The organism is Nitrospira japonica (assembly GCF_900169565.1).
Taxonomy (GTDB): Bacteria; Nitrospirota; Nitrospiria; order Nitrospirales; family Nitrospiraceae; genus Nitrospira_C; species Nitrospira_C japonica_A.
This window is the reverse complement of record NZ_LT828648.1, coordinates 2,119,798-2,141,678: the sequence shown is the minus strand read 5'-3', so window position 1 is coordinate 2,141,678 and position 21,881 is coordinate 2,119,798. Positions and strand designations below refer to the sequence as shown.

The 21,881-nt window shown below is 51.4% G+C and carries 15 protein-coding genes and 1 tRNA gene; 7 read left to right on the top strand and 9 right to left on the bottom strand.

Annotated features, from left to right (window positions below; all coding sequences use genetic code 11):
- Nucleotides 1–45: 45 nt before the first annotated feature.
- The 4 genes from NSJP_RS10240 (at nucleotide 46) to NSJP_RS10225 (ending at nucleotide 4,013) form a co-directional block, all read left to right on the top strand.
- Nucleotides 46–1,050 carry a diguanylate cyclase domain-containing protein gene (locus NSJP_RS10240; RefSeq protein WP_080886809.1) on the top strand — a complete coding sequence of 335 codons (1,005 nt, stop codon included), beginning with the start codon at nucleotides 46–48 and terminating at the stop codon, nucleotides 1,048–1,050.
- Nucleotides 1,051–1,259: 209 nt separating this feature from the next.
- On the top strand, nucleotides 1,260–3,383 hold the full coding sequence (locus NSJP_RS10235; RefSeq protein ID WP_172834276.1) for a response regulator: 2,124 nt from the start codon (nucleotides 1,260–1,262) through the stop codon (nucleotides 3,381–3,383).
- A complete protein-coding gene (locus NSJP_RS10230; RefSeq protein WP_080886808.1) occupies nucleotides 3,380–3,724 on the top strand; it encodes an Hpt domain-containing protein in 345 nt (114 codons plus the stop codon). Before NSJP_RS10235 ends, NSJP_RS10230 begins: the two co-directional genes overlap by 4 nt.
- A 213-nt stretch (nucleotides 3,725–3,937) precedes the next feature.
- A tRNA-Ala gene (locus NSJP_RS10225) sits at nucleotides 3,938–4,013 on the top strand.
- Here NSJP_RS10225 and NSJP_RS10220 read toward each other — a convergent pair.
- The 8 genes from NSJP_RS10220 to NSJP_RS10160 all read right to left on the bottom strand — a co-directional run bounded on the left by NSJP_RS10220 (nucleotide 3,992) and on the right by NSJP_RS10160 (nucleotide 15,213).
- Nucleotides 3,992–5,677, bottom strand: a complete 1,686-nt coding sequence (locus tag NSJP_RS10220) for a recombinase family protein (RefSeq protein ID WP_080886807.1) — start codon at nucleotides 5,675–5,677, stop codon at nucleotides 3,992–3,994. The two genes, NSJP_RS10225 and NSJP_RS10220, sit on opposite strands and share 22 nt — an antisense overlap.
- Nucleotides 5,678–6,420: 743 nt before the next feature.
- On the bottom strand, nucleotides 6,421–6,903 hold the full coding sequence (locus NSJP_RS10205; RefSeq protein ID WP_080886804.1) for a hypothetical protein: 483 nt from the start codon (nucleotides 6,901–6,903) through the stop codon (nucleotides 6,421–6,423).
- 682 nt (nucleotides 6,904–7,585) lie between these two features.
- Complete coding sequence (locus tag NSJP_RS19270) at nucleotides 7,586–9,034, bottom strand: terminase large subunit domain-containing protein (protein WP_155970073.1); 1,449 nt, start codon at nucleotides 9,032–9,034, stop codon at nucleotides 7,586–7,588.
- Between the two features lie 1,237 nt (nucleotides 9,035–10,271).
- Nucleotides 10,272–10,535: a hypothetical protein gene (locus NSJP_RS19265; RefSeq protein WP_155970071.1), complete on the bottom strand. Its 264-nt coding sequence runs from the start codon at nucleotides 10,533–10,535 to the stop codon at nucleotides 10,272–10,274.
- A gap of 367 nt (nucleotides 10,536–10,902) precedes the next feature.
- Nucleotides 10,903–11,691 (bottom strand): hypothetical protein, encoded by a 789-nt coding sequence (locus NSJP_RS10175; protein ID WP_155970069.1) that lies wholly within the window; start codon nucleotides 11,689–11,691, stop codon nucleotides 10,903–10,905.
- 61 nt (nucleotides 11,692–11,752) lie between these two features.
- On the bottom strand, nucleotides 11,753–12,955 hold the full coding sequence (locus NSJP_RS10170; protein ID WP_080886797.1) for a hypothetical protein: 1,203 nt from the start codon (nucleotides 12,953–12,955) through the stop codon (nucleotides 11,753–11,755).
- A 12-nt stretch (nucleotides 12,956–12,967) separates the two neighbouring features.
- Nucleotides 12,968–13,741, bottom strand: a complete 774-nt coding sequence (locus NSJP_RS10165) for a hypothetical protein (RefSeq protein WP_155970067.1) — start codon at nucleotides 13,739–13,741, stop codon at nucleotides 12,968–12,970.
- A gap of 44 nt (nucleotides 13,742–13,785) precedes the next feature.
- Nucleotides 13,786–15,213, bottom strand: a complete 1,428-nt coding sequence (locus NSJP_RS10160; protein WP_155970065.1) for a hypothetical protein — start codon at nucleotides 15,211–15,213, stop codon at nucleotides 13,786–13,788.
- Between the two features lie 157 nt (nucleotides 15,214–15,370).
- Between NSJP_RS10160 and NSJP_RS10155 the strand changes: the two genes are divergently transcribed.
- The 3 genes from NSJP_RS10155 to NSJP_RS19260 are packed head-to-tail and all read left to right on the top strand — an operon-like array spanning nucleotide 15,371 to nucleotide 19,022.
- The gene (locus NSJP_RS10155) at nucleotides 15,371–16,057 is read left to right on the top strand and encodes a thermonuclease family protein (protein ID WP_080886794.1); all 687 of its coding nucleotides are present in this window, start codon (nucleotides 15,371–15,373) and stop codon (nucleotides 16,055–16,057) included.
- A gap of 54 nt (nucleotides 16,058–16,111) precedes the next feature.
- Nucleotides 16,112–17,989 (top strand): AAA family ATPase, encoded by a 1,878-nt coding sequence (locus tag NSJP_RS10150; RefSeq protein WP_080886793.1) that lies wholly within the window; start codon nucleotides 16,112–16,114, stop codon nucleotides 17,987–17,989.
- 1 nt (nucleotide 17,990) lies between these two features.
- Nucleotides 17,991–19,022, top strand: coding sequence for a hypothetical protein (locus NSJP_RS19260; protein ID WP_155970063.1), 1,032 nt, complete (start codon nucleotides 17,991–17,993; stop codon nucleotides 19,020–19,022).
- 896 nt (nucleotides 19,023–19,918) lie between these two features.
- Here the strand turns inward: NSJP_RS19260 and glgB are convergent.
- Nucleotides 19,919–21,853, bottom strand: a complete 1,935-nt coding sequence (gene glgB / locus NSJP_RS10140) for a 1,4-alpha-glucan branching protein GlgB (RefSeq protein ID WP_080886791.1) — start codon at nucleotides 21,851–21,853, stop codon at nucleotides 19,919–19,921.
- Nucleotides 21,854–21,881: the final 28 nt, after the last annotated feature.

The following is a 21,881-nucleotide window of genomic DNA, read 5'->3' as shown; positions in this document are numbered from 1 at the left end:
CTGCTAGGATTTTTCAATCATTTCCAATCCCTGAGGCGTTGCCCCATGAGCATCCTGATCATTGACGACTCTCCCGACGATCGCGCGCTGTTGCAGTCGATCTTGTCCGCCGCCGGATACGATCATATCCTCTCGGCAGAATCCGCCACCACGGCGTTCCGTCTGCTCGGGATGGAAGGCGGCAAACAGAGCGCCGGTCGCATCGATCTGATCCTCATGGACATCGTCATGCCGGAGATGAACGGCATCGAAGCCTGCCGCCAGATCAAGGCCGTCGAGCGGTACCGCGACACGCCGATCATTATGGTGACGGTCAAAACCGACCCCGTCGACCTCCAATTGGCCTTTGCCGCCGGCGCGCTGGATTACATCGCCAAGCCCATCAACAAGATCGAATTGTTGACCCGAGTGCGCTCCGTGCTCCGTCTCGTCCATGAGATTGAACGACGCCGGGCCCACGAGCAGGAACTCTTGGAGGTCATGCGCCAGCTCCAGGAAGCCAATCAGATGCTGCTTCGGCTGTCTTGTCTCGACGGTTTGACCGGCATCACCAACCGGCGGCAGTTCGATGACTTTCTGGATCAAGAATGGCGGCGCGCCGTTCGTGAATCCACGCCGTTGTCGCTGATCATGCTCGATATCGACCGCTTCAAGTCGTACAACGACACCCAAGGACATACGGTCGGCGATGAATGCCTGCGGCAGGTCGCCAACGCGATTTCGGGGGCGGTCAACCGGCCCGGCGACCTGGTCGCACGCTACGGAGGGGACGAGTTTGTGGTCGTTCTTCCCGGTACGACGACGGAAGGCGCGGCCCAAGTGGCGGAAACACTCCGCCGGCGGATCGAATCTCTCGGCATCACCCATTCCGAGGGAGACGTCATGACCATCAGTGTGGGATACGCCAGCACCATTCCGAATCGAAGCGCCTCCCAGACCGACCTCATTAAGGCCGCCGATCAAGCGCTCTATCAGGCCAAACAGGAAGGCCGAAACCGCGCTAAACAGGCGGGAATACTGTCCCTCGTTCCCCATTCGCACGAAGAGTAGACTCGGCATCACCGGACCATTTTCAGGAATGATTCGGGACGGACATGGCACGCCATCAACGCCCCTCGACTCGGCAAGAACGCAACACCCCTCGACGCATATCGCGCCCTTCTCTTCCACCGCCCGCCCGGCAGCCTAAGATCCAAGCAAAGTCGGCATCTCCAAAGAAACGCCCCCCACGTGCATCTTCCGACGATCCGACGACCCTCTTGAGCCGCTACCAGAACACGTTGCGAAAACTCTCGCAGAGTGAAGGCCTCAACAGCGGGGAACTCGAGCAAGCGTTTCGTGTGATCACCGAAGCCTGCGCGCAGCTTCTTCATGCCGAACGGACGAGCATCTGGCTGTTCGACGAGCATCGCACGTCGATTACCCTGATGGACCTGTTTCGAGCGACCGACCGGTCTCACAGCGCCGGATCCGTCCTCCATGCTTCGGACCATCCCGCATATTTTCGAGCGTTGATTACCGAAGAGTGGGCCATTGCGGCGCACGACGCGCATCGGGATCCTCGAACCAGGGAGTTCCTGACCGACTATCTGGTCCCGCTGGATATCGGCGCCATGTTGGACGCCCCCATCAGGCAGAAAGGCCGAGTCGTGGGCGTCCTTTGCACGGAGCACGTCGGAGGATCTCGCCAATGGACGGTCTATGAGGAGCAATTCACCAGCTCCCTGGCGACGATGGTCACCCTGGCGCTCGAAGCGGCCGAGCGGCGGCAGACGGAAACCGACCTGCGTCTTGCAAAGGAAGCGGCAGAAGTCGCCAGCAAAGCCAAGAGCGAGTTCCTGGCCAGCGTCAGCCACGAAATTCGGACGCCCATGAATACCATCATCGGCATGGCCGACCTGCTTTGGGAAACAGACCTCACCCCGGAACAGCGGAAATATCTTCGGACCTTCCGGCGGGCCGGCAGCAACCTCCTGATGCTCATCAATGACATTCTCGACCTGTCAAAGGTCGAAGCCGGCCACATCGAACTCGAAGCCATCGAGTTCGATCTCAACGATCTCGTCGAAAAGGCGATTGAGATTCTGGCGATGCGGGCAAACGAAAAAGGGCTCGAACTGGCCTGCCATCTTTCTCCGGATGTCCCCTGTGCGTTGATCGGAGACCCCAATCGCCTTCACCAGATCCTGATCAACCTCATCAGCAACGCCATCAAATTCACGGACAGCGGATCCATCGTCGTCGAAGTGACGAATGACCGCGACAAGGATTCCCCCGGGGCGATTCGGTTCTCCGTGACCGATACCGGCATCGGCGTTCCCGAAGATATGTTCGAAACCATTTTTGAGAGTTTTACACAGGCCCACGCTTCGACCAGCCGAAAATACGGGGGAACCGGTCTGGGCCTGACCATCTCCAGGCAACTGGCCAAGCTCATGCACGGACATATCTGGGTTGAAAGCACGGTCGGACGAGGAAGCACCTTTCATTGTTCCGTACATCTCGGGATCCAACGCCGGACCGGTCCCGCAAGCCCGCTGATCCCCATCGACCTGTGCAACGTCAGGACATTGGTCGTTGACGACCATCCGGCCAACCGCACCATTCTCAAGGAAACACTGGCATCTTGGAATGCCGTGGTAACGGATGCGTCCAACGGAAAGGACGCAGTGGATGAACTGCGAGGCGCCTCAGATGCATCTCAACCCTATCAACTGATGCTCCTCGACTGCCGCATGCCGGACATGGACGGATTCGCCGTCGTCGAGCAGATCCGGCAAGCACACCTTGCGGAAGGATTGACCATCGTCATGCTCGCCTCTCATCAATGGGCCGATGACATTGCACGGACCTATGACATGGGCCTGGGTGGATATATGGTCAAACCCATCCGGCGCTCCGATTTGTTGCAGACCATCAGCATCGCCCTCGATCGAAAAAAGAATCCGACGGCGGCCCGTTCGGCTCCTCCGCAGGTCGCGGCGTTGCCCAATTCAACGCGCCCCCTGCACATCCTGCTGGTGGAAGATTCCCCCGACAACCAATTCCTGATTCGCTCGTATCTCAAGCACACACCGTACCGCATGGACATCGCGGACGACGGCGCAGCCGGCGTCGACAAGTTCAAGAGCGGGCGCTATGACTTGATCCTCATGGATATGCAAATGCCCGTGATGGACGGATACGAAGCCACCAGGACGATTCGTGCCTGGGAAGCGGACCATGATCTGCCCCCCACTCAAATCGTCGCATTGACGGCCCTGGCTCTCAAAGAGGAGGGCGAGCGGATTCTTCAGTCTGGTTGCAACGCCCACATGACCAAACCGGTCCGGAAGCAGACACTTCTTGAGGTTCTTCAGGCCTGCCAGGGGCTTCGATCATGACACAGCCTGCTCAACAGTCCGACCCCGACTTCATTACCGTGACGATTGATCCCGATTTGGAAGAGATCGTCCCGGTCTTCATGAGGAACAGACGCCGCGATGTGGGCACGCTTCGCACCGCCCTTGACGAAAGCGATTTCAAAACCGTACGCCTGCTGGGTCATCGCATGAAGGGCGATGGCGGCGGATATGGGTTTAACACGATCAGCGAGATCGGAGAGGTGCTCGAACAAGCGGCGATTCGCGAAGACCGTCCCGCCATCACACAACAGACCGACAGGCTCGATGACTTTCTTGACCGAGTCCAGGTGGTATACAGAAAACACGGGCACCGCCGGTGATGGCCGCCGGATGACTCACTCCGGCCCGCCCTGCGCCGGCAAGTCTCTATCATTCCCCCGTAGCAGCCGGCGGTCGGCTTGTGTATAATGCGCGGGCAAGGAGATGCGAGCCTGACTCCTCCCCGTTCTCCTTACCGCAATCAGCGCCTGCGCAATAATGCGTAGCCAACCTTGCGGGTTCCATGCTCGCATCTCCTGTCCGTCATCTCGTGTGGGGGGCTAGCTCAGTTGGGAGAGCACTACGTTCGCAACGTAGGGGTCGGGGGTTCAACTCCCCTGCCCTCCACCAAACTTATTTTTTCCAGTTGCCAAACGCACTAACCCCGCGTAATTCCCGCTGATTTCAGCAGTCAAAAACCGCTCTACCCCGTTTGACGTCGGATGCAGGAGTATCTTTTCGCCAAGCAGCACTCGAAGGATTCCCCGAGCCCTGTCGACATGCACCTGCAAAGCACCCGCAAGGTCATCCAAAAGGGTCTTGAATCGATCGACCGCGTTAGGCAGGAAGGATGCTATTTCCTCCGATCTCTGACGCCCTAGTTCGCTGGCCCTTATCAGCACTTCCCTTTCGGCCTCAGCTTTTTCTAGTTCATGCTTCGTCCTCGGTGTAACTATTCCTGCCTTTATAGCTGCTAGTAGATTTTCGATTTCCTGCTCTACCTGGGAAAGACGCACCGGTTGACGATTCTGCACTAAATTCTGCTCGTGCTGTCGCTTTGCCAAGAGCATACTGGCCTCTCGCGTAAATACGGCAATTCGCTCTGGGGTAAAGAGATCGTGCTTGATCGATTCCAACAGGATCTTTTCGATAAGTTTGCGCGAGGCCATGATGGTATTGGTGCAGACTGAAAGACCACGATACTTCCATCCGGAGCACCCATACCGGCTCGGATCAATTATTACAAACCTATAGCCGCATTGGCCACAAGTCAGGAGACCGGAGAACAGGTATTTGGGTCCACGGCCTGTGCGTGCATTTGCATGGAGTTTTTCGCGAATAGCTAGACTCGCATCATGTACGGATTCCTGCCGTTGCTTTACGCATTCCCATAGCTGGTCGTCTACAATTCTCAAATTTTCGTCTTTGTGCTTGATCCAATCTCTTTCGTCACAGAGAAATCGGCGCTTTTTCTTAGTGTCTGGATCCTTTTCCCAACGGGACCTGCCCCAGACCATTTCTCCTTTATACAAACGATTGTTTAGCATCCCAAGGCCGTACTTCACATTGCCGTAAAGGGCACTAGCACACCATGAGGGAGACCTGGTTGATCTGCGACGGTATGCAATGCCAGGAGGGGGTACGTTCCGACGGTTTAGTTCCTCAACTATTTTCACTGGGGACATACCGTCTGCGTACTGTTCGAAAATCCATTTCACCCAGCGGGCCTGGGCCTCGTCAATCTCAAGCCGTGTGCCTACGCGGATCGGTTGACCATAGGGGTCTCGCTGGGTAGGGTGTAATTGTGGGACAAGCCGATAGCCAAATATGCGCCCTCCACCATGGTACCCTTTGAGTACCTGTCCGACCATTCCTCGGCGAGTCTTGTCTCGAAGATCGTCGAGAAATACCTCGTTCATCATCCCTTTGAAGTTGGCGATTACCTTATGGCCTCTTTTTGCCGTATCGATGCCATCGCTAACGCCAATCAGTCGTATGCCCCAGTAAACCAGGCGTCGTCGAACCATTTCCGTCTCAACCTGGTCACGGGACAGCCGAGATAAGTCGTCAACGAGGAGGACATCAAAACAAGCTGCCTGGGCGTCCTTCAGCATCTGTTGATAGCTCTCACGATGGTGCGTAGCCCCTGAAATGGCCTTGTCGAAATAGCGATAGATCACAGTCCATTGGTTTTCCCGCTGCGAATACTGTTCGCAGTTGCGAAACTGGTCCTCGATGGATGCCTCACGCTGACCTTCCGATGAATAGCGCGCGTACAAGGCAACTCGTGTCATAGTTTCACCTCAATCGCCAATCACATTTACACAACGTGCCCCGAACGACAGAAACATGATCTCTTGAATCTCTATGCGCCTAACCCTCGTAATGTAGGGAGTCCGCACTGTCCGCACGACATCCCCATCCATCCCCTTCGCGTTTTCTTCGTACTCTTTAATCATTGCGGCATCAATGTCGGCAGTCCCCGCTCCAAATCCGAGAATAATCGGAACACAGTCACTGCCTTCCTTTTTCGCTGGTATGTCTTTGTTCTCAGGTTGTATCCGAGTGGTAATGTTTATGCAGCCACCTAGCATTAATGTCCCATAGATCAGAAGCAGGCAAGACAGTATTTTGACCTTAGATGTCAGCCAGCGAGCGGTTCGGCAGTTACCCATTTAGTTCCCTTTCTTCCAAAAACAACAACCGATGATTCAATTGAATTGCAATAAAGAACCAATCCTATATTGGTTTCTTGAATCGTGTCGTCGCGCGCCGAACTGCTTTGCTAATAAGATCGTCGACGACGGCCAACATGGTCTCTGTATCATTACAGTTCATAGCCTCTTCAACTCGTTCTGTATCGCGCTCGGTAAGATGGCGAAGGCTCAGTCCTCGAACTTTGATATTCCTGTTGCCGCTCACTCGCGTGTGTAAATTCATGGGGCGATCCTTTCCGGAAATTGTTCATACTCCCGGGCAGCCAATGCGCCATGACCGTCACAAGTTTCTCCTTATCCGTCAAGAGCGTAGATAGGTGTTAGGGGTATGGGGTCTGACCGCCCCGCACTTCCTGAACATAAACTTCGTAAAAGTCCGGATCGTTATGCGCGATTAGACAAACTGCATCTACTAGATTTTCTACTTCGCCCTGAGCCACAAGACTTTGAGCGCGCTGCTCGAACTCTTCAATTGCACTATGACTCGATGTCCCGACATTCCTAAGGCGGACCTCACTTCTGTCGAAAGGAGCCGTTCTATGGCACTCGCGCCAAGCCTGAAGTTCATCGGGATACTCCTTAGCCATGGTCGCGACGGCTTGGGGCAAATTCAGTTTTGGGTATTCCGTCTTCAATACTGCGCATAAGGATGCGAACAACTCGTCTCTTGTGAAGATGTCCGCGGGTGCCATAGGACTGTCGGATTCTTCGTTGCGCTTCACGATAATGATTCGTGCCCCCTTGTTTGCCCCCTCGCTCACAAGGCTCACCTCATCCACTCGTAGGTCCTGTAAGATGTTCATTGCCCCCTCCCATGCGTTACGTCACTCACATTCGGCGCGGAGACTACCGTCTGAGGGTCGGGTCTTGGCGCTGAGTAACTCTGACATTCGAATCCCCCTGGAATCAGTGGGCCGTCGAGCACAGGCCGTCCATACTTGCTTCCAAAGGACAGCCAGGCCTCACGAAAGCGAGATTTGGGGGTTCGTCCCGGAGAGCGTCCTGCATCGGCCTGACACTGGTAACAACGGATCGCCGAGTCCATCCACTGAGAGAGAATCTCACCCACCTCAGCCAGCCGTCGGTCAAGCTCGCGACCTAGCTCTTGGTGTCGCCGAGCCTCTTGATGCAACGCTGCCCGCGCCAGAACCTGCTTTGCCCTGACGAACTCTCTTTCGAGTCGTACGAGCTCACGATCCAGTGTCTCCAAGGAGCGGACAAGCGTGCGAACCTTTCTATGCGCCACTGAGACCGCATCCTCCGCGTCGTTTACGGTGGTGTTTGTTTCTGTAGTTCCGTCAATCAAAGCAGCCGCAAGCAGCGTTTGGTGCCGATCCTCTTCCGACGTCAGTGCTTGCCGAGCGGCACCTAACTGCGCCTCAAGTTTTGGTCGTTGCTCGGTCAATGCCTTGAGTTGTCGCTCGATTTCCTCAGCCGTTGTAGCAGTCGATGTGGCCATGGTCAGCTCTCCTTTCTTACAGGGCATCAATCGCCTGGTCGCCATCGGGACTTAGACAATCTTGAGCATGATTCTATCCAGCCCTCGATGGATTCTTTCGAAACTGTCTTCGGTAACGTCGCGGCGGAAACCAGTACGCCGGTTGCCGCGTTCGCCCAGTCGTCGTGTTGACCAATAGAATGGTCGATCTTCTCCCCCTTGCGCACGAGTCCGATCAGTTGTCCGATCAACTTGGACTGGTCGAGGAGTTCGATCCGTCCACTATTCAGCAAGGGTTCCAAATTGGCATAGAGCTGGCTACGGGTCTGTTGCGCAGGGCGGTACTGAATTCCGCACTTCGCAAACGCTTGAATGGGCCACTGGGCTGCGTATCGGTCCCCGATCACCACGGTACAGCCGTATTGTTTGAGCACCGATGAGAACAGTGTGACGGCATTCTCCGGCGAGAAAGTGCCATTGGTTCGTGGTCCTTGGTCGATGAGCAAGTCAAGAATGGCCCGTCCGTCCTGCGCATGAGCAATGGCCAGTGTTGCGTCGTCGGCTCCGCCACCGCTCAAATCAGCAAAGGCCATGTACTTGATACCCAGTTGAGGTGGCAACACAATACGTCCTGGGATTACCGCCGCATCAATTCCTCCCGCATCAAAGGCCGCACCGTCAGGCTGTCCTGGAAGATTCAAATACAGGCGGCGGAAGATCCATGAGGGCAGGGACCTTTGGGCGTCTTCAATGTCAGGCAAGGTGGGACCCAAGGGGCCATTTAGGGACGGGTTTGCCTCTTCGATAGATCCAGAGAACCAACTGACAAATAGTCGAGGATCGGTCCCTTTGTGGTATTGGCGAAGCATGTCATTGATGGGTATTCCCGATTGTGTCGAAATCGCCGCATAGCTTGCGAACCATTGCACGGCATCGGGTCGAGTACGATCCAGTTCCAACGCTTCTAGCAGTCGATAGTCGCTCTGGGTGTGGAGTTCATCAACTACTAGGAAAAGATAGGTTTTGCCATGCAGCCCTGGCGCATCACCGGCTGGAAGAATTTGCAGGAATCCTTTGCCGTCCCGACGCTCGACAATGTTTCTCATCACATTCAATTCGGATTCGAGAATTGGATTACAGCGAATTATTTTCTTAGCCAAATCCAGGTCATCATTGGCTTGTCCAAGATCCGAAGCTACGAAAAAGCACTGATTTCCAGCATTTCCGGCTGGCACCCAAACCAACAACTTGTACAGAGCCGCCATCACAGCATCTGCCGTCTTGCCATTCTTCTTCGCACGGCCAGTAAGGATTCGTTTGAACTGCGGCCGTCCATCTGGTCGAACGGAGAACAGTGCCTCAGTTAGGATTTGCTGACGGTACGTCTCCATCACATCGAGAAGTGGCCTACCATCCAGCCAAGAAAGTAGTGAGAAGAATTGCATCGGCGACACCTGTCCAGCACAGGCTGCAATTCTGCTCGGTGCGCCAATCATGCTGACTCCTTGGTTGGGGCGGTCAGGAGTTCGGCGAGGGACCGACCTGTCGGTTTAGCTCGACGGTCTAACCCAAGAGTCTGAAGGGCCTGCCGTTCGATAGCCAGAAACCGACCCAATTCTCGTGCTCCTGGCGCGAGATTCCAGGAGCCGTCTTCTTTAACTATGAATCCTGACCGCGCACACTCGGCCAAAATTAACATCGTCGCGCCTCGAGCTGTCTGAGCTATTTCGATTATTCGTGCTTCAGCTTCGCTCAGGTTTGGTTTGTCTGAGGCAAGACCACCGCTGTATCGCTCAAGGGTCGGCAGTATCCACTTCTCGCTTGGGCGTAGTGCGCGACGACGCCAGAAGCTGCGCCACGGGTGTCTGGCTGCATTCAGATTTCCTATTGGGCCACTTCGTCCGGCTTGTCCTGCCATCTTTCCTCCGTCGAATTCAGATTGAAAGGGTGACGAATGTCTACGAGAAACACGGGACCCCGAGATTCCGCATCAACAAGAATCAATGATTCTTGAACTGGTTGCGCACAAATATTTTGAGGCAAAAGCCAGATGCTGCCCGATTCGTTGGACCGAAGAGACCCCCGACGATCGCGAAGATCGTAGGGGGTCACCTGGACGTGAGTTATTGCCCCACGTAGGGCCGTCGCGGGTTTTTGGTTGATCCGCGAACGCTGGTAACATCGATTGAACCTTCGCTTATTCCCTCGCATTCCATTTCTATTCCTCTTTCTTTCCCTCCCTAAAACTTTCCTAACCCTACCCGCCCTAGGTTTCGGTGGGATAAGTTGCTGATTGCCATGAGAAAATGGCATATCATCAGAGTCAGGAAGCACGAAGCTTGAAATCATCGACGTGGTCCTCCAGCCTCTCGACTAATAAGTTCAACAATGATCGGCATTCCTGGCCCTCCATTCCTGGGTTTGCTCCACTCGATACGGACATTCCAATAACCCTCGAAGATGCCTGCTGACATGCGTTGCCCACGTATCGGAGGCCTACCATTGGCCTTACTCCAAAGTTCAAAATACTTTGACCGATGGGGAGGTTTGCCTTGTAAGGGAAAGGTGGCGAAAAGCGATACCTCGATACCAGCTGACTCAGAGGGCGCAACAATCTTGAAATTCAGTTGGATCTTTGACTGTCGGAACATGTTCCGATGAGCATAACCCTTGTAAGACGCGACGTAAGTGCCCGCCGGAAGATCTACTTCAGTAGGTGGACCCTCAGGCCAATCAATCTCCATTTTTGACCTCTAGTTGGTTGTTGGCTGCACTTGAAGGATTTGACTTCTCTAGGTAGGACGCGACTGCAATTTCGGCGAGAAGTTTGACCAATGCCAGATGGGGGCTGCTTCGACGCACTAAGGGCGCATCGACCTCACGAATAGCAGACGGATGACTGGCAAGTTTTTGGGATAAGAAGAAAGCATGCCTGTCAGACTCTAAGTCTTTCAGGCGGCTAACGGATGTCTTGCGATGTCCTTGAATTTTTGCCATCGAGGTGCCCTTGCACTCTCGGTGGCATCCGGGGGAGAGAAGAGATGTTCTGTCTTCTGTGCGTCCAGTGCGAGCGAGATGTTATGTAGTAGTAATATCCTATGACACTTTACAGAAGGAGTCTAGAGGAATCACAATCATAATCCTGCCACAAGTGCGACTCTACTATTTGAAACTCATCATCCCCAGTAATAGAGATTCCACCATTTCGCATTCTTTCTCTGTATTATCGACATGATCTCGGAATCAGACAACTCAGATGCAAGCAATCGTATGGAACCAGCAGTAGTCTTTAATCCCTTTAAACGTGCAATGTGATACAGAGCGCGGACGCGCAGCTCAAGGATGGCAAATTCGAGAGTCTCCATCAGGCACCTGTGCGCAGGTGAATCTTTCCATCGGGATAAAAGTATCCATTTATGGCGTTCACAAGAGAAATGGGGGCACTAAGTTCGGATGATGCCGTGATTACGTAAAAACGGCATTCATGGGCTACGCTCCACTCATAAAGCGGTCGCATCAAGGCTTCAAATTCATAACGTGGATACTCGGTATTGTACCGAATCGCCGACAAGGGAAGTTTCGCCTTGTCTTCAGCTCGGTGAGGGAGCGGTCGTTCAATAATCCGTATGCCGGTCTCGCTCATAAGCAACTCAAATATACTTTCGATCTTTCCTTCTGGAGTAGTAACCCAGCAACTCGGAAATTCGTTTCCTCGTCCAGATGCTTTAATTTGACTTCTGAGTTGAGCGATCTGTCCTTTCAGAGTTTCACTTTCTTTCATCACTGCTGATGTCTCTTTGATTTTGTCCCTGATCTGTTGATCCGTTGCCTTACCATTTGATTCTTTGGTCAGAGCCGAGACAAGTGTCTCAAACGCTCTGACGCTGGATTCCGTTGGTGAACGTTGTTGCGCCTCGGCCTCAAGGCGAGCGATGTCTTCCTTCTGGCGCGAGAGTTGTTGCACGATATCTTTGACGACAACACCATTCGGGTTGTCAGTAACCACCTTTTGGAAGACTAGAAGATTCTTGATCTCCTGACGCTGCTTGTTAATGGTGTCTGCGTTTCGTTCGAGTTCCTTTCTGTGTCGCTCCAGGGCTACCGCAACGATGAGCAACAGAATGAACAAAGTGAGCACCATAATTTCGGCCATTGTTAGGCCCAGGACTAGACCACGACGATGAGCACTATCCTGAGTGAATACTCTCCGGGTTCTATTTTCCACCTAGCTGCTCCACAAGGGTCTTGCAGAGAGATACTAGCGATGCTTCCAGCTGCTGGAGCGACTGTCTACTTTCACCTTCGATCTGGGTGATTGAATCCCGATGTTTGCGCACAACTCTTAGATCATCTTCGATGAGCGAGCGACTCTGAGACATAACGGTCTGGTGTTCTTCGAGGCCCTTTGTTAGTCCGAGCGAAGAAACCTGAATTGATGCGACGGTTTCCACCAGCACCTCTATGGCCGTCTTAAGCTTATCAATTCTTTGAGACATAGCCGTCTCGTATAGCTCTGATGATTTTTTGATGGTTTCCGCTGCCCCGACCACCGCATCTATAGAATCGCGTAGCCGTGACACCTGGCCAGCTTCAGTCCGACTGCTTTTCAATGCTTCAGCCGCGACCTCTTCAAACTTTGCTAAGACGGAATCGAATTTCGCAACCACCATATCGGAAGGAGCTTCGATTTTTTCTATGCGTTTGAATAGCGATTGTAGGGCTTTGACATTTTTAGCGGCAGCGTCGTTGAGTTCAGTCGAATGGTCTACAAATGTTTGAAATGTTTCCCTGACAGACTTGACTATTTCGATGCTCGCAGCTGAGTGCTTCTCGACGGTTTCTGTCATGGCTGCATTCGCGCTATTTGTAATATCCACCACACCTTCTTCCACTATCTGAACGAGTTTGCGCTTAAAGCTCGAAACATCCGTTGAAATATCACCGAGCTGTGTGCGCATCGCACTGCTTGCTTCCGACAAGGCATAGCGCGCTTCTCGCTCATACTCCACTGGATCCTCGCGCATCTGACTGAAGAACACCCGCCCAGCAAGGCCGAAAATAGTCGTGAAGATTGCGATTCCAAAGTCTTTAAGGATGTACTCGACACCAGACCCATCAAGTCGATAGTCGTGGAGGGCAAACGCCAGCGAGACTAATGTAAAGAGAAAGCCGAGATAATAAACATTGTCACCTGCTCGATCTTCCCTAATTCTGTACTGCTTGGTAGCTAGTGCAATTATGCAGTAGATGAGCATCAGGGAGACGGGAAAGAGTGTTACAATTAGCTGACTGTAGCCGCTCCATTTCAAAATCCATATCCCGACAGCCCCCACAATGAAAAGGCCAAAAAACAGGTACTGGTCTTGCGCATCCCCAAGGGGATTGAGATATCTACGTTTGCCAGCCGGTGTATCCATTATTGTCAATACCTATTGGAGCGGTTCCCAGTTTTGAAGAAACCCTCCGCTCGCGTTCATAAATTCGACCCAAAACTTATACAAAGGAGGCTGCTGCACATGCTTTTGCGTGTCGCGAACAATAAGGAAGACATCGACTTGAGCACCACGCAAGGTCGGCTTAATTCTTGGGTAGTACTGCGTGCTCTTAAACTGCACAAAGTCAGGAGCCCCTTTGTACATCGATAATTCTGGAGTGTGATGAATCATGTCAGAAAGAAGAAGAATCCGTTTTGTGGAGGCATTTGCGGCGAGAGGCGATCCCAATGAGGTGACAGCCACAGATTGCAGGCCCTCAAGAAGTGGCGAATTCTGCTGCGGTGGGAGTTTCTGCAGTTCGTTAATTACCGCATCAACTTTGTCCGCGAACATCCGCTTCCAACGGCGATTTGCTAGCTCAGGGTTCCCATAAAACCCGTTATCTTCGTCACGTCCACTGCCAGGGCTGCACCCGAAGAACAGCGGCTCTATTGCTGTAGTTATGGTGGGTTTCAAGGGATAGATTTCAAGTCGGCCATACTTTGGAACTTCATCACGCACTTTGAGAAGCGCATTTTGAAGCGCAGCCTCCTGAACGGGGTTGATTGGGTCTGTAAGGTCAACAAGAACAGATGTAATGCTTTCGTAACCGTCCTTCGGACAGCCTGTGACGGGGTCCGTTTCCTTCCTGTGAAGATTTAGGAGCACGGCGGCGGTGATGATTCCGCAGATGATGACAACTCCTATCCCACCATAGACCCATCCCAACAACCGGTTCTTATCCTGCCGGGTGCTACGTTTCGAGTGGCGCCTCATAGCACTGTCGAAGGCTCCACCAGGTCATCAATGCGCTTATACTCGTCACACGCTTTACGATAGTTGTTGTGTAACGCTTCCCTCTGCTTCTTAGCCTCCTCCAAAGCCTGCACACTCACACTTCTGGAAACCTCCGGATCTGCTGGTGACACATCTTCGCCGGCTAGAGGGGGTGGCTCGTATTTCCATTGTTGATTAAATCGAGCAGGTGAAGGCGAATGTGCAGGACGATGTCGCATGTTCTCTTCGCGATAAAATCTCAGCAATGTATTCCCGGCCAGTCCAAGATGCATGAAATGTTGAAGCATATTCGTCCGTAACGCCTGACTTTTTCGGACGATATAGTCAAATTCTCCTTGCTTCGTTCCAATATCTCGAACGGTTTCGTCAATTTCTTCTTCGGCCGACGTCTTTATCTCATCTAACTCACCAAGCAACTGCTCCTTGAGATCGTTGTAATCGTCCAAAGCTTGAAGGTTTTGCCTCATACGTCGGCCATATCCGGGGTACGGATCATCCATACGAAAACCATCGTAGAGTGCCACGTTTGAAAATAAGAATCCGACCAAGAACAAGAGCCAGGACTGCAAGTCATTCAGCCCTAATGGGTCTGCGAGGAGAGAACGGTAGGCTACTGCGGAGGCCTCAAAGGGATCCGTGGCAACGGCATTTCTATAGTGGGCAACCGCTAGATTAAACCCAACATCAATAAACAGGTAGCCAAGTGTTGCGACTGTAGCCACGGCTCGCGCATTCAAGTTGCGATGATTGAGCCATGGTAAGACTAATCTTCCAACGGCTGCTCCTCCGAATACATTGATCCCTGCAATGATTAGAGCCTGAGAAACTCCACCAATTAGACCGAACTCATGCCCTTTCGCTAGAAAGAAGCCATTGAGAACTGACTCGATTGCCAGGATAAGTATGAGAATCCCGATCTTGTAGGTACGTGATCCCAAATCGTGAGGAGGGCGAGTCAGTGCATGAAGATTTTTGAACGTCGTGAGCTCAGCGTCCGATTGCATAACATCGCGCTTACTCGCGTAAAGATCCCCAGTACCGACATGGGTCTTACGCTCGAAATTTGTTATGGCGTCCCCGGCTGCAGAGCTAATCTTGATGAGGAGACCACTTGCACTCGCATCTCCAGCCCTCTCAGCGTAAGTTTTTTGGTGCTCAAGGTACTTGTTAAATTGTATTTTTCCCTCTGTCTCAATCTCACTGATAATGGAATGTTCTGTCGCATCGAAAGTCTCATTATCCGGCCTGGGAATACCCTGCTCTCCCTTTTCCTTTGCAAGTCTTTTCAGATTCAGTCTCTTAGTCATTCCATCAATGTCGATCGCTGGGAATTCTAGAATTGATGCAACAACGTTGGTTCTTGGTTTATTGAGATGGTCAACAAGCCACTGGCGTATCCCCATACAAAAGACCTACTAGGTAAGTAACTTTGCCGATTGTCGGCGCAGCCTATCTTGTGAGATTCAGCTTTTTCAATAACCCTCTTGAGGTGACAAATACGTGCATTTTCCGACAACACAATCATTCATTAGCACTATCAAGTAGTTACAGGACTATTGAATGTTTTTAAATTTCCTAAAATCCCTATTCCTCGCCTGCCCCTTCCTGCTGCCTACACTTGCTATCTCTTCTGTTACTGCAAACAATTCGGCAAAAGTGGTGAGCATTATTGACGGTGACACAATCGAAGTCCTACAAGATCGCCGTATCGTGCGCATTCGCCTGATCGGGATTGATTGTCCCGAGAGAGGACAAGCCTACGGTAAGAAAGCAAAGCAGGCTGCCGCGACACTCATCTACGGTAAAGATGTGACTCTAGATAGGTATGGTGTCGACAGATACGGACGCACTCTTGCCGACGTAATGTTGACCGATGGGACGAATATCAATCACAAACTAGTTAAGGAAGGGTGGTGCTGGTGGTATCGCAAATATTCCCCGGCAAACTCGGAGTTACAAAGACTGGAACAAGAGGCACGTGATGCCAAAAAAGGCTTATGGATCGATCCAAGCCCGACTCCACCGTGGATATATCGTAAGACAAGACATGGGCAAAGACTGAACCAATCCGACCTGGTTCCGTTAAGACACAATTCAATTTCTCACCAAATCTTAGCTGCTTCAATTAATTCGCAACCCTCGCACGAGCCTTTTAAACGTCCCATGTGCGAAGCATTTCGATCGGCATGCCTTTCCAGGCAATCCAATCCGTGGACCTACCCACTCTCTTTTGGTATGGTAGCGTAGCCACGTGTTATCACGATCCTTGACGGCAAAAGCATTTAACTCCCGAGGCTTTTGATGATCCAAAAATGGCGTCTGCACAATTTCAAATCAGTGTATGACCCAACAGAACTTAGCTTTCTTCCTTTGACGGTATTCGCCGGGGCAAATAGCTCTGGCAAGAGTACATTTATTCAGTCAATGCTTCTCGTCACACAGACAATCGACAATCAAGTATTCTCCAAACCGATCGTGCTGAATGGTCACATTACTAGGTTGGGGACCTTTGAGGATCTTGCATCAAGCAATAGTGGGAAGAAAGATATATCCATCGGGTTCACCTTAGAGTTTACTGAGCAACGGGTAACGGGGAGGGGAGAGATCGTCAAGGGTAGACGAATTCTTCGCCGGCCAGAACTGTCAGGCGCAACCGTTGACTGTGACTTTGCTTTCTCCGCTGAAGCAAAGGATGAGTCAAAGGAGATACTTCAACTGCAACCACTCTTGACATACTGCAGGATGTCCGCTCGAATAGCCGATGCTCCTGAAGCAAATAGCGTTGTACTTAGAAGACTTAACAAGCCAATTGAAGACCGCATAAAGGAACTCGGTCTGAACTCTAAGTCTGTACCTCCTAATGAACTCATAGCTTTGGCATACGAGGTTGTTGAGCCCAAGTCCTTTAAATCTCGCCGATTTGGGTTCAGACTTCCAATAAGGAGCAAGGCTGTTGGAGCACATCTTTCACATTTTTTACCAACATCCCTATCCATGGCTTACGACAGCGTCGAAGAGTATGCGAAGCAAATCGTCAATAACTTTTCATCAGAAGAACCAGCGACCTTCGACGAAGATGATGCTCCATATCTCTCAATCCCATTTCTCGAGAAGTTGAGAGACATTCTAAATAGCGGAGCACAGCTCAAAGTTCCTGATTTGACCGAAGTCCGATCAAGGCGATTAGAGGCTTCACTACAGGAGCTTCATCAGGAACTCACACCTAGCAATCTCCTCAAATCTATTTCCTACTTTGGACAGAGACGATTTAGAGCCTTGGTCGAACCACACGAAGAGGAATTGATACAGCTTTCGAAAGGCAATTCATCCGCGAATAGAACTCTCACTTCCTTCCCACTTGGCGAGGAACTTTCAGGAATACACCATCAGATCAGAATGCTCTTTTCAGAGGCATTCAAGTATTTGGGACCTCTTAGAGATGAGCCCAAAGCAGTGTATCCCATGGAAGGTGTTACCGACCCAAGTGATGTAGGATTGAAAGGACAACACACGGCGGCAGTACTTGATCTTTACAAGAACTCGCCTATTCGCTACATCCCATCCTCTTGCTTCAAAAAACCCGGGACAGCAATGGAACCAAAGATTGCTGCTCTCAAAGACGCTATCCAGGACTGGTTAAGCTATCTGACCGTCGTAACTCAGTTTCGAACCCGGGATCGAGGGATATTCGGCCATGAACTTCAGGTAGCGACAGGAGGAGCCCAAGATCTTCACAACCTTTCTCATGTGGGTGTAGGTGTTAGTCAAGTCCTCCCCATTCTTGTCATGTCACTCTTGGCAGACAGCGGATCGGTTCTAGTCTTTGAACAACCTGAAATTCACCTCAATCCAAAGGTCCAGTCATTATTAGCGGACTTCATGCTATCTATGGCGTTACTTCAGAAACAGTGCATTGTTGAAACACATAGCGAGTATTTAATTAATAGGCTCAGATACCGCGCCGCCGTGGACACTGATGACAAACTCTCTAACCTCATGCGTGTCTATTTTGTTGAGAACGAGGAGGGACGGTCGAAGTATCGTGAGCTTCGTATCAACAGGTACGGCGCCATTGATGACTGGCCACACGGCTTCTTCGACGAATCACCTCGAGAAGCTGAGCAAATATTACGCGCGGCAATGGCTAAGCGACTCGGGATTGACCGCAAGAATGCCTAGAGTGACGTTGCATCCAGGCGTGCTCGCCGTGCCTGATCCTCTCTTGGGTCGCAATTCCTTCGAAGAGTATCTACGTAAGCTCTTGGAGTGGAGCAGCATTCTAAATGCTAACTGGGTAGCTCTCTGCATTTCATTACGCTCACACGAGGTTCTTGCTGCATCAAATTCCTATCCGAATCGTGAGGATCTAAGTAAATCATTCCAGAGTTTTGGAATTCGGGAATATTCCATAAACGATATAGCAAGTGTGGTGACATTTATTTTAACCAAATCAATGGCATTGGAAGCCGAGACGGGAATACAAGATGCGTCATGGACTAAGTTTCAATGCACACCTCCGATTCACTCAGCAGGGACGAACGACCCTTTCCACGATGAACTAACAAGATTATTAGTTATTCTCTCAATACATCTAAGACATTTGGATCGTAACCGCTCGAATCATGTCCTCGCGGTGGCAACTCGGCCAAACAATGTCTCCGAGGCCGCTGTTCATGCAGACATAGATTTGATCGAATTTACTTCAGCAACAACCCATGTAAATACCCCACTTTCTCTGAAGGAAAGCATCATCATCTGCGATGACCACCTCTCCTTGGTTTGCGCACTTGATGAATGTGAACTGATATCAACCGCCTTTGATCAGGAAAGCGTCGCACGATCGATTAGAATCGCTTGGGTGAAGGAATCGATTAGCGCAGGTTTAAAGGCCACCATGGAGGATACGCCACCGTTTAGGATAGGAAACGAATTTCTTACTTCAGTGCGAGACTCTGGCGTGCTTTCGAGTACAGGTAAAACCCAGAAATTAATGAGTACTATTTTAGATGTCCTACTCAGACGCAATTTGCAGAAATCCCATGCCTTGCGAAGGGACAGCGGCGGCGCAAGTTGTACTGTTCGGAGAGGCACTGATAAAGCCATTAGGTGGGATATAGACTATGAACACCATCTTCATGTGTGGGACATGCAGAATGGAATCCCTGAATTCGCAAGCGTTGTTCCACATCACATCATGGATATCCCCTCTTGAGATGCGAGAAGAACAGCAATACGTCTTTGCTCGCTGAAGTCTCTATTGGTGTCTCTGTCTGGTGATTAACAAGCTTTACCCCTGACTAACCGTCCATGAAAATTCGGCGCATTCCTCAGGCCATACGCTTGGAAGATTCTAGCTGTAGCAATTTCACAAGACCTGTGGGACGAAATAAATTCCGCCAGAATGCCTTACCTCAGTTGCATTCCACACCTATCTGATTGATGGGCGCCTACAGTAACCCTTCATTCCTATGAGGTGGACTGCATCGTCATTCGGAACAGTTGGCGGAAAGGAATCCATATGACTCCCCTACTAGTTTTAAAGAGTTTAATTTATAGTGTGCCTACGGAAAGCTTCCTAAATCTACTTATTAAAGAAGCCTTGGGAGGGAATATTAACCGCTCGCTTCAGAAATGCTCGACACTCTATGAAACAGGCGCCAATCTACCTTGCCATTGTCGATGACGACAAAAAGGTGTTTTCTATAGCTGGACCCCTTATTGACGACAGTGACCATGTCAGTAGAGTCAATAAGGCTCAGTTCGCGAAGCGAAAGGTTAGATGCTTCGACGTAAGAGACAAACACAACATGGAGGATGCCATTAAAGTTGTGCAATCCCTTACGGGATACCAGCATGTCCGTGACATTGACGTCTGAAGGATGACAGTTTAATTACCCTGTAGATTCCCTGCGGTGTTGTAGCAGTTTTACCAGGATTGTGGGCCGAAATAAGTCAGGCAGCGGGTGCCCTCCACCAAATTCGTCGACAACCTTTATCCCCATCAATAGCCGGTCGCATGTCCCCGTTGCAGTAAACCGACATTCTCGTTGCCCCTTCCGTAATTGGCTCACAGAAGAGCAAGGCAAACCACCCTCATCTCGAGCAATGTCAGCGGGAATCGTGTTTAAAAAATAGGCTGGATAATGGGGGTAATGCCAATGTGACGGAATGAGTCCGGCCATGCAAAGGAATGGGAACCGCCGTCACGCCCCCAAAGTTACCCCAACCGCTCCCTCCATACTGTGTGGCATCGCTGTTCAGGAGTTCCCTCCAAGAGCCTCCGCAAGGAACTCCAAGGCGATAATTCCTCCGTGGGATTGGGGTGAAGTTGCACACAATGAGGATCAGGTCGTCAGAAGATCCATCTTTTCGAATGAAGCTGATCACACTGGACTCGGCGTCGTTGCAATCGATCCATTCAAACCCGCCCGAATTCAGATCACGCGCATGAAGTGCGGACTCGCGCTGATAGAGATGGTTCAAATCGGCAACCCAGCGTTGAATATTGCGATGCTGATCGTATTGAGTTAATTCCCAGTCAAGCGCTGTATCATGGCCCCATTCTCTGCGTTGGCCAAATTCGCCACCCATGAACAAGAGCTTTTTCGCAGGCTGGCCAAACATGTATCCAAAGAGAAGTCTGAGATTGGCGAATTGCTGCCATTCATTCCCGGGCATTCTTCCGAGCAGAGATGCTTTTCCGTAGACCACTTCGTCATGAGACAGCGGCAACACAAAGTTTTCGAAGAATGCATACATCGTGCGAAAGGTAAGCTTGTTGTGATGGTATTTTCTGAAAAGCGTATCCTGCTTGAAGTACTCCAGTGTGTCATGCATCCAACCCATGTCCCATTTGAGGCCAAACCCCAATCCCCCGACATAGGTTGGCCTGGACACCATGGGCCAGGCGGTTGATTCCTCAGCGACAGTCTGAACGTCGGGATAGGCCCGATAGATCTCCTCATTCAGTCTGCGCAAAAACTCGATGGCGTCCAGATTTTCACGGCCTCCATATCGATTCGCGATCCACTGGCCCTCTTTTCGTGAATAGTCCAAATAGAGCATCGACGCGACCGCATCCACACGCAGTCCGTCGACATGATACTTTTCCAGCCAGAACAGCGCACTGCTGATAAGAAAACTTCGCACTTCGTTGCGCCCGTAATTGAAGATGCAGGTGTTCCAGTCAGGATGGAATCCCTGGCGGGGGTCCTCATGCTCGTAAAGGTGAGTACCGTCGAAAAAACTCAACCCATGACCGTCCGTGGGAAAATGAGACGGCACCCAATCGAGGATGACTCCGATACCATATCGATGGAGTTCATCGATTAAATACATGAACTCCTGTGGAGTCCCGTAATTCCCGGTCGGCGCAAAGTAACCAGTGACTTGATATCCCCACGAGCCAAAGAAAGGATGATCCATGATCGGCAGAAATTGCACATGCGTGAAGCCCATGCTCTTCACGTATTCCGGCAATGTCGTCGCCAACTCGCGGTACGTCAGAGAGCGGTTTCCATCCTCCGGCACTCGTTTCCACGACCCCAGATGCATCTCATAGATGGAAATTGGAGCATTCAATGCATTGTGTTTCCGGCGGTTGGCCATCCACTGACTGTCGCGCCACTCATAGTCCAAATCCCATACGATCGATGCCGTCTTAGGAGGAGTTTCGTTGAAAATCGCGAAGGGGTCTGTTTTGTCCACCTCGTACCCGCCGGTCCGTGACACAATGTGAAATTTATAGAGCATGCCCTTGCCAATATCCGGAACAAACCCTTCCCACACGCCAGATTCTCGCACAGGAGTCAGGACGTGCCTGCCTTTTTTCCAGTCATTGAATGTACCTATGACTGACACTTCTTGAGCGTTTGGCGCCCATAGCGCGAAATGCACTCCAGCAGTTCCGCCATGCTGGATAAGATGTGCCCCCAATTTATCGTAGAGATGAAAGTGCGTCCCTTCATTGAAGAGGTACACATCATCCATGCTGAGCAACGTCACATGATTGTCAGTCTTCGGGTTACCTGGCATCTTTGTCATGGCAATACCTTGGTTGTTGCGTAGCACC

Bases quoted from the DNA above. Each gene is read 5' to 3' on its own strand.
- NSJP_RS10240 (WP_080886809.1), top strand. From the start codon at position 46: ATGAGCATCCTGATCATTGACGACTCTCCCGACGATCGCGCGCTGTTG.
- NSJP_RS10230 (WP_080886808.1), top strand. From the start codon at position 3,380: ATGACACAGCCTGCTCAACAGTCCGACCCCGACTTCATTACCGTGACG.
- NSJP_RS10220 (WP_080886807.1), bottom strand. From the start codon at position 5,677: ATGACACGAGTTGCCTTGTACGCGCGCTATTCATCGGAAGGTCAGCGT.
- NSJP_RS10205 (WP_080886804.1), bottom strand. From the start codon at position 6,903: ATGAACATCTTACAGGACCTACGAGTGGATGAGGTGAGCCTTGTGAGC.
- NSJP_RS19270 (WP_155970073.1), bottom strand. From the start codon at position 9,034: ATGATTGGCGCACCGAGCAGAATTGCAGCCTGTGCTGGACAGGTGTCG.
- NSJP_RS19265 (WP_155970071.1), bottom strand. From the start codon at position 10,535: ATGGCAAAAATTCAAGGACATCGCAAGACATCCGTTAGCCGCCTGAAA.
- NSJP_RS10175 (WP_155970069.1), bottom strand. From the start codon at position 11,691: ATGGCCGAAATTATGGTGCTCACTTTGTTCATTCTGTTGCTCATCGTT.
- NSJP_RS10170 (WP_080886797.1), bottom strand. From the start codon at position 12,955: ATGGATACACCGGCTGGCAAACGTAGATATCTCAATCCCCTTGGGGAT.
- NSJP_RS10160 (WP_155970065.1), bottom strand. From the start codon at position 15,213: ATGGGGATACGCCAGTGGCTTGTTGACCATCTCAATAAACCAAGAACC.
- NSJP_RS10155 (WP_080886794.1), top strand. From the start codon at position 15,371: ATGTTTTTAAATTTCCTAAAATCCCTATTCCTCGCCTGCCCCTTCCTG.
- NSJP_RS10150 (WP_080886793.1), top strand. From the start codon at position 16,112: ATGATCCAAAAATGGCGTCTGCACAATTTCAAATCAGTGTATGACCCA.
- glgB (WP_080886791.1), bottom strand. From the start codon at position 21,853: ATGACAAAGATGCCAGGTAACCCGAAGACTGACAATCATGTGACGTTG.